The organism is Micromonospora echinaurantiaca, assembly GCF_900090235.1.
GTDB classification, from domain to species: Bacteria; Actinomycetota; Actinomycetes; order Mycobacteriales; family Micromonosporaceae; genus Micromonospora; species Micromonospora echinaurantiaca.
Genome location: NZ_LT607750.1, coordinates 3,626,949 through 3,638,889 on the forward strand (window position 1 = coordinate 3,626,949; position 11,941 = coordinate 3,638,889).

At 66.2% G+C, this 11,941-nt stretch carries 9 protein-coding genes and 3 pseudogenes; 3 read left to right on the forward strand and 9 right to left on the reverse strand.

The annotated features are described in order from the left end of the window. Positions 1–57 precede the first annotated feature (57 nt). Complete coding sequence (locus GA0070609_RS16330; protein ID WP_157748200.1) at positions 58–1,032, forward strand: CU044_5270 family protein; 975 nt, start codon at positions 58–60, stop codon at positions 1,030–1,032. A 40-nt stretch (positions 1,033–1,072) separates the two neighbouring features. On the opposite strand, the gene GA0070609_RS16335 is transcribed toward GA0070609_RS16330, so the two are convergent. Beyond that, positions 1,073–2,025, reverse strand: a protein-coding gene (locus GA0070609_RS16335) for an IS5 family transposase (RefSeq protein ID WP_408630598.1) whose coding sequence is annotated in 2 segments (ribosomal slippage) — positions 1,073–1,558 and positions 1,561–2,025 — 951 coding nt in all. Because the reading frame shifts where the segments join, the coding sequence is not laid out codon by codon here. 521 nt (positions 2,026–2,546) lie between these two features. On the opposite strand from GA0070609_RS16335, the gene GA0070609_RS33265 reads away from it, so the two are divergent. Further along, a complete protein-coding gene (locus tag GA0070609_RS33265; protein WP_157748201.1) occupies positions 2,547–2,846 on the forward strand; it encodes a hypothetical protein in 300 nt (99 codons plus the stop codon). 631 nt (positions 2,847–3,477) lie between these two features. Here the strand turns inward: GA0070609_RS33265 and GA0070609_RS16340 are convergent. The 4 genes and pseudogenes from GA0070609_RS16340 to GA0070609_RS16355 all read right to left on the reverse strand — a co-directional run bounded on the left by GA0070609_RS16340 (position 3,478) and on the right by GA0070609_RS16355 (position 8,229). Continuing rightward, positions 3,478–4,667, reverse strand: a pseudogene (locus tag GA0070609_RS16340) (IS110 family RNA-guided transposase). Between the two features lie 404 nt (positions 4,668–5,071). Beyond that, positions 5,072–5,467: a hypothetical protein gene (locus GA0070609_RS16345; RefSeq protein WP_088994592.1), complete on the reverse strand. Its 396-nt coding sequence runs from the start codon at positions 5,465–5,467 to the stop codon at positions 5,072–5,074. Between the two features lie 1,173 nt (positions 5,468–6,640). Next, positions 6,641–7,681, reverse strand: coding sequence for a hypothetical protein (locus tag GA0070609_RS16350; RefSeq protein ID WP_088994593.1), 1,041 nt, complete (start codon positions 7,679–7,681; stop codon positions 6,641–6,643). Beyond that, on the reverse strand, positions 7,681–8,229 hold the full coding sequence (locus GA0070609_RS16355; RefSeq protein ID WP_088994594.1) for an RNA polymerase sigma factor: 549 nt from the start codon (positions 8,227–8,229) through the stop codon (positions 7,681–7,683). Before GA0070609_RS16355 ends, GA0070609_RS16350 begins: the two co-directional genes overlap by 1 nt. Positions 8,230–8,673: 444 nt before the next feature. Here GA0070609_RS16355 and GA0070609_RS35220 point away from each other — a divergent pair. After that, positions 8,674–8,792 (forward strand): annotated as a pseudogene (locus GA0070609_RS35220) (IS5 family transposase); the annotation flags it as partial. Between the two features lie 496 nt (positions 8,793–9,288). Here the strand turns inward: GA0070609_RS35220 and GA0070609_RS16360 are convergent. From GA0070609_RS16360 to GA0070609_RS16370, 4 genes and pseudogenes are all read right to left on the reverse strand, one after another. Continuing rightward, positions 9,289–9,465: a transposase gene (locus tag GA0070609_RS16360; protein ID WP_157748202.1), complete on the reverse strand. Its 177-nt coding sequence runs from the start codon at positions 9,463–9,465 to the stop codon at positions 9,289–9,291. A 337-nt stretch (positions 9,466–9,802) separates the two neighbouring features. Continuing rightward, positions 9,803–9,958 carry a hypothetical protein gene (locus GA0070609_RS33275; RefSeq protein WP_157748203.1) on the reverse strand — a complete coding sequence of 52 codons (156 nt, stop codon included), beginning with the start codon at positions 9,956–9,958 and terminating at the stop codon, positions 9,803–9,805. A gap of 597 nt (positions 9,959–10,555) precedes the next feature. Beyond that, a pseudogene (locus GA0070609_RS35225) lies at positions 10,556–11,211 on the reverse strand (transposase family protein); the annotation flags it as partial. 112 nt (positions 11,212–11,323) lie between these two features. Continuing rightward, the gene (locus GA0070609_RS16370; protein ID WP_088997776.1) at positions 11,324–11,674 is read right to left on the reverse strand and encodes a histone-like nucleoid-structuring protein Lsr2; all 351 of its coding nucleotides are present in this window, start codon (positions 11,672–11,674) and stop codon (positions 11,324–11,326) included. Between the last annotated feature and the right edge of the window lie 267 nt (positions 11,675–11,941).

Here is an 11,941-nt window from a genome sequence, read left to right on the forward strand (position 1 = left end):
CGTGAGGTTAGTCAGCTGCTGGGTCCGTTGGACCCGGCACAGGGAGGGGAGACCCTGGTGGGCGCGACTGGCCGGCAGGTTGATTTGCAGCGGATCATGTCGTCGGGGAATCGAGGCCCGGATCGGCCGAGGTTGGGCCTGACCCGTCGTCGGCTTGTGTTAGCCGCGGCCGTCACAGCAGCCGCCGGCACCGCAGCAGCGACGGGTACGAGCTTGTTGGGGCCTGCGCCGAATCCGGCGCTCGCGGCAACGCCGGCGCCGCTCGCCTTTAAACGTCCAGCCAATGCGTGGCCAGCGGAGAAGATTCTCAGGGATATCGCGGGTAGGGCGGAGCATTCGACTGACGAACCGCGCGGCGGAGAGGATGAACATCTGGTGATCGTGAGCTGGGACCTGTGGACTCAGGTTGATGGCAAGCGAGTGACCTCCGCGGTGGTTCCTGCCCGGCGGGAGTCGTGGCGGGGCCCGGATGATTCGGGACGGGTAGTCTCGAGCTACGAGACGCCGATTTTTCGCTCAAAGGAAGACCGCAAGACCTGGGAGCGCGACGGCTCGCCAGGAGCCACCGCCGAGCGTCAAACGACGGACTTTCCCACTGGACAGTTTCCGGCGATTTGGAAAGAACAGCCGCCCACCGACCTAGCGTCCCTGACGGAGTGGCTGGCCCGCGGCCACCCGACCGAGAACGGCCCAGCCGAGGCGATCGTCGCGATTACCGATCTGGCCCGGGAACGTGTCCTCGGGCCTTCCACTCGGGCCAACGTGCTCCGCGTGCTAGCCACACTTCCAGGTCTGGCCTACGACGGCGAAGTCACCGACCGGGCTGGCCGCCGAGGCGAGGCATTCTCGATCGAGTCTAGCTTCAGCGGCCTGCCCACCCGATACACGGTCATCGTGGAGCCCGCTACCGGCCATCTGCTCAGCTATGAGCAGATGCTCACCCAGACCGCTGGAAAACTCAACGTCCGCATCCCGGCAGTGATCGGATATGAAATGTACCAAAAGTCCAACTATGCAGACCGCCCGAACTAGAATTCTTGGCCGAGACGCCTAGGGCCTGTGTCGAAGTCCGTCACAGCCACTCGTTGATTGCGGCGAGGTGGATGGTGGCTTCGTAGCGGACGGCCAGCTTGTCGAAGCGGGTGGCCACGGCGCGGTTGCGCTTGAGCCGGTTGATGCCGCACTCCACGGCATGACGCTGCTGATAAATGTGCGGGTCGAAGGCCGGTGGCCGGCCTCCCTTGGATCCCTTCGCTCGTCGGTGGGCGTCCTGGTCGGCCTTGCTCGGGATGGTCGCGGCGATGCCACGTCGCCGCAGGTAGGACCGGTTGGCTTTCGACGTGTACGCCTTGTCGGCCAAGACCCGATCCGGGCGGATCCTCGGGCGGCCGGTGGTCAAGCGGGGGACGCGGATGGCGGCCAGGACCGGGATGAACTGCGGACTGTCGCCGCGCTGTCCGGCGGTCAGCACGATGGCGAGGGGTTTCTGGCCCTGCTCGCAGCCCAGGTGCAGCTTCGTGGTCAACCCACCGCGGGACCGGCCCAGCGCATGGTCGGCCGGCTCGACGCTGACACCGCCGGGTGGTTCGGCCTGCAGATCCCTCTTTTCCTCGCCCCGGCGGCGTGCTGGTGAGCGCGGGCCGTGGTCGAGTCCACCGACACGTCCCAGGTAATCCGCCCGGCCGCGTCGGCCAAGGTCTGCAACGTCGTCAGCACCCGCTGCCAGGTCCCGTCGCGCTGCCACCGCCGGAACAGCCCATACACCGCTGACCAGGACCCGTATTGCGGCGGCACGTCCCGCCACGGCGCGCCCACCCGGATTCGCCACCGGATCCCATCGATCAACTGCCGCCTACTCCACAACGACGGTCGACCTGGCCGCTTCGGCGCCGGCAGCAACGGCTGCAGCACCGCCCACTGCACGTCGGTCAGGTCAAACCGCCTCGTCACCGCTAGGGTGTCCACGAGGTCTCCGGTTTTAGGTTCTGCTTGGTCGCTGAACCATCTACCGGAGACCTCGCCCATTTTCGATCTCCGACACGCGAAGATCCTCAGGCCAACTCAAGCACTGGCACCGACTTCGACACACGGCCTAGCCCGCAGCCGCTTGATGACCCCGCCGATAGTGCCTCGGGACTCGCTGGCTGAACCACCGCCCAGCTCAGCCCTTCAGCGAGCCAGTCCCGATCGGCCAGGAATCGTCTACTAGCACGCCGCGTCCGACACCATCCGCTTGCAATACGACGATCATGCCACCGTCGGCCGCCGCCTGAAGCCCATCTCCGCTGTGAGTCCGCAGACTCTGGCACGCGCCTGCTCCCCGTCGTCAACACAACGATCCTCGTGTTGACGACGGGGAGCAGGTCTGTCTGGCTCCGCTCCTGACTCGCCTGAAGGGTGGGCGGTCCCATCTCTGTCGAAGATCCCCGCCGGAGGCATCGATTCCGTCTACCTGGCGCAGTCTTGCACCCATCGGCCGGCGCGCCGGCCGATACCGGACTTCCGTCCGCCGTAACGGCACTCCGCTGGGCTCGGGAGGTCTTTTGATGAGCCACACCGCCCTGTTCCTGGTCGCTGGCCTCGCCGTCCTCGCATTTGACCAGTATCGGCTCTACGCCGTCCGACACGAACTCGCCGCACTGCAACGCGCCGAACTGCGCGACCCGCTCACCGGCCTCGCCAAACCGCGCCAAAAGCGCCGACGCGTGGACGCCGCTCGCCCCACACCGACCCGGGGCTGCGGCCGTGGATCTGGACGGCTTCAAGCCCGTCAACGACACCTGATGCTGGGCGGTCGCCGCGCTGAGCGCCTGCGGCTCGTCGACCGGGTCCGGCCGCGACCATGACACCGCCGCCACCCAGGCGACGGACCCTCCGTCGAACCCCCGGGCGCTGCCAATCCGGGACGGCCTCGTCGACCCACAGATCGTCCCGTGGCACACCTGGCGCGCCGCCGACGACCGGACGCTCGAGGTTACCGTGACCGCCGGGCCACCAACTGCTACGGCGTCGGGTAATGGCCTGATCGACGGTGTGCCGATCGCTAGAGGTGATCATCGTGTCGGGCGGAGCACGAATGGCATACCCAGCGCGTCAATGGCGCACATCGCGAACACCTCGACATGGCCGGAGTGATACCGCCAGCGGCGCTGGTGTCGGTGAGTACGGGTAAGCCGCGACCAGGCGTTGACTGTGTCCAGGCTCTGCGGCGTTCACGGCGGCGCGGATGTCGCCAGCACCGGGGCGGTGCCGGTGACGGCGAAATGACTCGCCGAATCGTCCAGTGCACCTACCGCAGCCTGTCGGGCACCTGCTCGGCGCGGCGGGCGGGTCCGTCTGGATGGGGCCGCCAGGGTCCGTGCGACGCGCCGCCAGGCTCGGCTGCCCAGAGCTAGCCGGCTCGGCGCCTTTCGCCTGGCGCAGGGCAGCGCGTGTTGCTCCGGTGGGCAGGGTCGGGGGGTGTCCCTATGGGTTTCGTCAAGCCGCGATTGGTGTGGTGGGGCGGAGCTGGTAGGAGATCTTGTCGCGGAGCATGGCGTAGAGCACGTCGCAGCGGCGTCGGGCGAGGCAGATGAGGGCGGCGTTGTGGCGTTTGCCTTCGGCGCGTTTGCGGTCGTAGTAGGCCCTGCTCGCCGGGGCGGCGAGGGCGGCGAACGCGGCGAGGAAGAAGGCTAGTTTGAGCTGCTTGTTGCCGCCGCGAGGTGGGTGTTCGCCGCGGATGCTGCTGCCGAATCGTCGGGTGACCGGGGCAAGGCCGGCGTAGGCGGCGAGATGGCCGGGGGTCGGGAAGGCAGTGCCGTCACCGACCTCGAGCAGGATCCGGGCTGCGGTCCTGACACCGATGCCGGGCATCGAGGTCAGGACCCCGGCAAGAGGGTGGGCATCAAGCATCCTCTCGACTTCGCCGGCGACCTGGTCGCGTTGGCGCAGGACCTCTTGGAGGCTGTCAGCCAGGCGAGGCAGGATCGCCTCCGCGGCCTGGGTGCCGGGGACGGTGACGGTCTGCTCGTCGAGGGCGGTCATGATCGGCTCGACGAGGCGTTCACCCATGCGTGGGGCGTGGGGGCTGGCGATGGACAGCAGTTTACGTCGGCCGGCCTTGCGCAGCCCGACCGGGCCGCCGCAGCGGGACAACAGTTCCAGGACCGCTTTGTGTTGGATCTTCCCCGTTCCAGGGCGGGGTGGATCTGAGTGAGCAGGCCGCGGATGCGGTTCGACACGCGGGTGACCTCGCCAGCGAGGTCGTCGTCGAACCCGACCACGACTTCCAACTCGGCCAGAGTGTCGTCGCCGACGTGAACCCGGCGCAGCGTGTGCGGCAAGGTGCGGGCGGCGTCGGCGATGACGTAGGCGTCCCGGGCGTCGGTCTTCGCGTTTCCGGGGTGCAGGTCGGCGATGCGGCGCATCGCCAGCCCGGGCAGGTAAGCAACCTGATGACCAGCAGCAGGAGCCACTGCGACCGGCAGGGCGCCGATCGAGGCAGGCTGGTCAACCACTACCAATACCGTGCCGTGACGGGCCAGCTTGTCGAACAACTGCCGAAGGCGGGCCTCGGTGTTCGGCAACGGCGCATCGTGCAACCGTCTGCCGTCCGGAGCCAACCCGACCGCGTGATGATCACCCTTGCCGACGTCCAAGCCTAGGAAGATGCCGTAGCTGCCGTGCACCAGCCCGCCTCCACACCTCGTCGCGTGGGTCCTCGGCCAGTCAACGGCGTCGGACTGCCGGCAGCCACGTTACGAAGAGACCAACCCCCGCAGGGGCGGTCGTGTCCCTGAGTTGTTGAATCGGGGGCAGACGCCGGGGTCTGCAGCCCTTAGCGTCCAGGGTGCCGGTTGGCTCAGGTCCGCATGTTCCTTGCCGCCCCGCGGGTTGGCTCACTGATAGCGTGCCGCGCCGGCCGGCGCCCGGCCGTGGCGTGGCTCGACAGAGCATGCGATCGATCTTCAAGTCAGGATGCCCACCACGGCAACGCCCCCTGTCAGCGCCGTCGTGGAGAACATTATCGAACCATCGCATGAAATCCCACCAAGCTCCCACAACCATGCACGAGATCGTCAGCGCGTTCGACCTACGTCTCGCCGGCGTGCTCTAGATATTCGCGGATCGCGCGGTCGAAGGCGCCAATCGGCAGGGTCCATGCGCCGTCTTGAGGCGCGCCGAGCCGACGCAACGCGGGTGGTATTGCGTCGATCCAGCCGAACAGACCACGTCGCTTCATCCGTTGTCGATACAGTAACCGCCCGGCCTCTGTGGGCCGGTAGAGATCGGCTTCGGCGTCGGCGACCATCAGGCCGGCGGCGACCAGGCGGGGCACGGCTTGGGTGAACTCGGCCTCGGTCAACATTGCGTGGTTGATTACGTCGGCCTTCGTGATGATCTCGGCGAGTGTGCAGGCGCTGTCAGGGCCGGTTCCCTGGATGGAGGAGAAGACCCAGGCGTCGGAGGTCGTCCATTGCATGGCCACAGCGCCAGAATAGAGGCATAGCATCTTGGCGAGAACCGCTTGCCTCGCGACGCCAGGTAGGCGTCCGCGATTAATTCTGAAGCGGAGTCAGGTAAGATGTAGTCGATCTGGGCGGATGCCCGGTAGCGGCAGGCGAGCTTGATCGTATGGATGCCGAGCAGCCGACGGCAGGCTGGCGGGGTTCGGTAGCTGAGTTCGTAGAGCTCGCGTGTGACGGAGCGCTTGAGGCACGGATGGCTTCCGCCTCAAGGTTTGCCTTCGGAGACGCGTCGGTCGATGTAGGCGCGCGTGCGCTCGTCCCAGCGAAATCGGCCGATTGCGATCATGTAGAGTTGGCTTGGCGGTTGCCACCTCGGTCGAGCCGGCGTCGTTGGGTCTTGCCAGCGGACAGCCCGATTGGGCTGGTTCCGCAGAGCGCCGGGAAGGAATGCCTCGCAGGCGTCGAACCCGCCGGACGGGCGACTTGCGTTCAGCAGGCGTCCGAGCCGTGGCGCCGACTCTGCATCAGCTGGACGATCACCTACGGGCTCACACGGGACAAATTCGCCGATTGGGTCTCCTGCTCCACGCCCGAACGAGAGGGCTACCTGAAGCACTTTGATGTTCCGGACCGCGAGCGCTTGCGCGATGCCTCAACCACCTCATGGAACGGCTGCGCGAGGGGCGTTGAAGCTCCTGGCTGATCCGAGGCGGCGCACCGGATCCCGGCCCCTCCCTCGACGCTTAGCGACGCAGCCAGGGTGTGAATCCCCGCCCGTGCACCATGGGCTGCCCGAGCAACCCGGACTGGGCCAACGCCAAGCCGCTTCGCTGTCGCCGACCCCGAACCTTTCCCCGCCGGAGAACCCGGGGCAGGGACGAGCCTGCCCGACCGAGAAGATTTCACAGCCGTCGCGTGGTGAATGGCAACTCCCTGGGGCATCCACAGGCAATAGCCGGTATCCGGGCAGGCGCTATCGGGCAGGAGTTAGGCGTCACGACGATTGAGGCAAGCAGGCCGATCCAGACAACCCCGGCCAGCGGGGAACGCTCTCTGAACTGACGGAGGCGGGTTCGATCCGCGTCGCCCGCTCCATGCGCTCCGGTCCAAGTCTTCCGACCCGGACCGGAGCGCACTTCGATTTATGCGGTCGGTCCCGACGAGGGATTAGGAGTTCCCGCAGTTCCTAAGCGTCACCGAGAGGGGTTTAGTTGGACACTGCGGGCGATGGCGATTACCTGGTCTGCGCTGAATGAGCGCGGCGTCATCAAGGTAAATCCGGATCCGTCGGGAAGGATGGCGGTCAGTCGCCAGAATTGCACAGCCGCCACCAGCTTGGCCGGCCGCTCGTTGATCGTAACGGTCTGCGCCGTTTGGAAGCCCTCGACGTCGGAGTCTGGGCTGGTGTCCGGCTTCGGCGTCCACTGTACGTGCAGGTCGAGGCCCTGCGCCGCCGGAGCATGGTACGAGATCATCGAGCCGTCGTCCTTGAACCCGCCGAGTTCCCAACCGTCAGGGACTAGGCCGATAGTGACCTTGAAGCCGATGGGCTGGGGCCGGTCGACCACCTGACCGGCGAGTTGAAGCACGGCCTTCTCGCTGGCGTGCCGGCCATTGCCAACGATTGTCACCCATCTGCCAGGCTCACGCTGCCAGGTCACCTGGACGGAGGCCACGGCACCCGACGCGTCCGGAATTGAAACGATGCGTCCTGGTCGGCCGTCGATGCTGATGTCTCGCTGACCCCGGATCTGCTGATCCGCGCGCGCTGCGCCGGTGGTGAGTACCACGTCGCTACCGTTCGCCCCAGGGTAGACAGCCATGATGGAACCACTCGGATCAGCGGTGAACGACGCCTTACCGAGCCTTGGCAACGCATATGGGAACTCCGGTGCGGTCACGGCGACCAGCTTGATTCCGCCTTGGGAACCCGGCCCAGTTCCGTTTACCCCGTCCGCCGTGACAGGCGGGCGGGCGGGGCTTTGCCACACGGTCGGCACGACCACGACAGCCCCGGCCGCCACTACGGCCAAGCCCGCTCCCCCGATCGCGACACGTGCAAGGATCTGCCCACGGCGCAATCTGGCCGACCGCAGCCGGGCGAGGAGGTACGGGGCTGCTGTCGAGGCGGCCGAAACCTCGGTGAGCAGACTTGTACGAGCGGCGCTCAGCGCCTCCTCAGACAGGCCCGGCCCGTTCGGCCCGTGGGTCTCCAATAGCTTGATCTCGTCCATTAGTCCTCCTCTAAGTGGCTCAGTGCAGCACGGGTCAGACGGCGGGCCCGATTGATCCGCGACCGCACGGTTCCGATTGGAATGTCGAGCGCGGCGGCGATCTCGGCGTACGAGAGCTGAGCCCAGGCCAGCAACAGCAGCACATCCCGGTCCGCGGGCTTCAGCGCCGCCAGTGCCGCGGCGAGCTCAGCTCGCAGCGCCTGCGCATCCAGACGGTCATCGGGCGGGTCGTCCGTACGTGAGCTCGCTTCGAGAAGCCTGGCCCGGGCGAGAGCTCGATAACGGCGTTCCTCCTTGCGTACGTGCCGCTGCAACACCTTGGTCGCGATGCCAAAAAGCCATGGCCGCACGTCCAGCTGCATCGGCCGGTATGAAGCCCGCCGCCGAAACGCAACCAGAAAGGTTTCGGACAGCAAATCGTCTGCCGGCTCGCCGATCCTCCGCGCCAAGTAGCGATGCACGGCGGCTGCGTGTCGGTCGAAGAGCGGCGCGAACCGTTCCGGCTCTCGTATCGACTCGCGGATCAGGACGTCGTCGGCGACTTGCATCGGCTCCGAGCGTAATTCGTTCACACCTGTTCATGCCCGATCACCGGAAGCAGGTTCATCGACCCTGCGCCCTAGCCGCATCTGAGTGGTCCGCATCGAGTTCCCGCGAGAGATCGATCGATGGCCAGGAGGGGCGTGAGATTGCGAGAGCTGTTCTACCTGCTATGACCCGGTTCATGCCAGTGCCCCGGGCGGCAACTTGGTCCCACTGGGCGTTTTGATCACTTCCACTACCTATTGCTGCTCTCGGTCAGGCGTCGGCAGGGGTCGAATGATCGCCACTTGGGCCAGGTCCACCTGATTGATGCCGATGCGAGTTGCCCTGCTTTGACTCAGATCGTTTCTGGCTCACAGAGTTCGGAATCGGCGAACCTCAGGTGCGATCCACCGCGCAGTCCACAGTAGACGCATCGTAGGACCGAACGACCTGCCTACCCCTCCGACCTGTCCGACGCCCGCTGGGCGCTGATCGCACCACGACTGGGCGCCTGGCGCCAGGCTCGCACCGATGCTGCCGTCGGGGACGCAAACCCACCTACGATCTGCGGGAGATCTTTTCTGCGTGTTCTTGGCCGTTTACACCGAGACTCGCGCGATGACCACCATCTCGGCAGCACGCCGTAGCAGGTCAGCTCCTGCACCATCTCCCGGGACGCGACTTACGCGGCCGCGTCCAACGGCGTGGTGTACGACTTGCGGCCGTGCAGCTTCCAGCCCTTGAGGGTGGACACGGCGCGTCGCGGGCAGTTCGGATCTTGGGCGTCGTACCGGTTGACCTGCTTCTTCCAAAAGGCAGGCGGGCCGCGGCGGCTTTTGAACCGGGGTTCAAACGGTGCCGCGGGCGCATTGGTATCCCTAATGGGCTCAGAGCGGTTGGGCTCTTGCCGCGACTCGTTTGGTATCCCCGGCACTCGATGCCTCGTCACAAGCCAGGCCCGCGCTGGCCGACGGTCTCAGTGCCCCGTACCGACCGGGAGTCGACCAGCGCAGCCGACGGCTCCCGGTTACGACCCTCGACCTGCTCGCGGACCTGTTCCCGCAGGCTGTTGTGCATGCGGTTCAACGTTCCGTCGCGGTCCAGCTCGTGAAGTAGTGGTGGATGAGCTTGTGGTGCGGGAAGTCGGCGGGCAGCGCGTCCCATTGGCTGGCAGCCGTCCGGTCGAGGTAGCGGATCGCGTCCACGACGTCGCTGCGAAGGCACATGATTGGCCGGCCGCGTCCGGTCCCGGCCGGCACGTACGGAGCCAGGACCTACCATTCGGCATCCGAGGTGTCAGACGGATAGTGCCGTGGCCAGGCGGTGGGCAGGCGATCGTCAACGGTAGCCGGGGTGGCGGATGCGACAACGCCGGCGGCAAGGTACACAGACACGGTTGGGCCTTCGGTCGCGCTGGTTTAGCCGCCTTTGCTCGTACCGAAGGCCCAACCCCATGTCACGCCGTCACGCCGACGCCGTCACAATTGTCGATCTTCGCCAGGACCGGCGACCGCCCGAACCCTTTATTTACTAGGCTCTTAGCGTAGCGCGATCGCCCAACGTCACGATCGAGGCCACGGACGCGGTGTCGCCCGGTCAGATATGGCCCGGCTCAATCGTGGAGTACTTCGGCGTCACCGCGGTGCCGGCTTCCGCCTGCGCAGGCTGAGCGTTGGATAGTGATATCAGCGCCGCGGCCACCACGGCTACGACGATGGCCAAGCCGAGTCGCGCAAGGCTCGCAGCGATCATTATCTCCTCCAAAGGTCGGTGAACGATCGCATCAGCCTTCATCTACGCGGTATGGCAAAGGTATAGGCAGGCCATTTACCGGCGGAGTTCCAGCGCGCGATCGTAATGGGGCTAAGAATCACCAACGAGACGATCGGCAAGGGCGCAGTGACATGGATGCGACGCACGGCAGCAGAGCCCTGAGGCAGCCGCTATATCTTGCCCATCCTTGACCATGCTCGATCATCAGCTTATGCCGTCCAAATGAGTCGCCCTTCCTCACCCACGCGGGAGCCCACCTACTCCCTTCGGGCCGCCGGCCAAAACGAGCCGCTGCATGGGTACGGGATCATGGCGCAAGCACCTGTCCGGCGGACGCGTACGCCTAGTACTGCAACGGCAGTTATAGCGGGTAACCGCGGTGGCGGTAGTGGCTGGTGCGGGCTTGGTGTTTGCGTCTGCGAGCGCCAGTGTGACCAGGCCCAGATACGTGCCGGGCAGGGCGGCGGTGAGGGTCAGGGACATCATGAGTCGGCGGATCTCCGGTACGGCGTGTTGCCGATCATCATGTCCTCGTCGCGTGCGGTTCCCCCTTTGTCGTGCGGGTTTGGCGGCGGTGAGCGTGGCGATGGCTCGTTCGCCACGAGCACGGATTCTCGCGTGCGCCCGATTGACCGCCCTCTGCCGGCGCGACAGCTTCGGCCGGAAACTGCGTCGCTTGACGGCATGCGCATGCCCCGAGCGCCCTGGTGCCCTCGGGTGCCTCCACCACTGCCTGAGAAACGGCAGCACTACCGAGAAACGACGGCCTTCCCAATTTCGGTCGAAGCCACCATCGCTGCTTGACAGCTAGGCCCATCGGGTGTCATGTCTGAACGTCAGTACGTCGCGCTGGTCAGCGTGTCGATCAGGCCGTGGTTGCGGGCGATGGTGAGGTCGTGGACGGAGCCGGGCAGGGCGGCCGACGCCCAGATCAGCTGTCCTGCGGCGTCGGCCAGGGCTTGCACGTTGATGCCGTGGCGCTTGTGCTAGCCCGAGTAGTTGCGCCATTGGTTGGCGAACCGGTCGATCGGAATCAGGATGCCGTCGAGATCGCGTACGCCAGCCGGACGGCCCGCGCATCCCGGCGACTAGATCGTCTACACAGGCCGCGAACATATCAACGGCTCCGCGCAGATGCCGCCAAGCGGTAACACCGAGTCCTCGAAGCCAGCGGCGAGACGGGTGAGGGCGTCACCAATGCGCAGGTGAGCCAAGGCCATCAGAGACTGCTGCAAGACGACGATGAGAGCTTTTGTCATCGCGTGAATTGTCCAAGCTCGCCGAGGGTGCTGTTGGCGTTTGACGCAACCGACCTGCCGGCAGTGTGGTGAGCTGCCCGTACGGTCAGCGGTTGTTGTAGGCCTCTACCACGGAGGTCGGGATGCGGCCACGTTCGGAGACCTGGTATCCGTTCTCGGCGGCCCACTCTCGGATCGCGCGAGTGTGAGCACGACTGCTGCTGCCGGAGGTGGCGGGACGCGTCGACCGCCGCGCCGATCGGTCCGAGTCGATGCCTCCCCGCCCCATCCGGCGGCCCGCGGTGATGTACACGTCGAGGGCCTTACGCAGGGCGCCAGCATTCTGGTCGGACAGGTCGATGGCGTAGGCGACGCCGTCCAGGCTGAATTCGACGGTCCGGTCCGCCGCTCCGCCGTCGAGGTCGTCGGTCAGGACGGTGATCAGTTTCCGAGCCATGGTGGTCACTCCCAGCGGATTCGTTGGTCGTAGCTTGAGCCGAGGAAATGGTACGCCCCGTCAGCTTCAGCAGCGACAGCCGGGCCATCGCACGATCCGCTGAATCGACGATCGACAGTCGAATCTTCGGCGAAGATGCTCGACGAGGTGGCCTCAGCCGCAGCACCGCTAGCATTCGCTGTACGGCGGCGCGCAGGATTCCCTTCTCGGGGATGTCCTGCTGTACTCGTCGGACTGCACCTCGATGGACAACGGTATGCCGGGGCG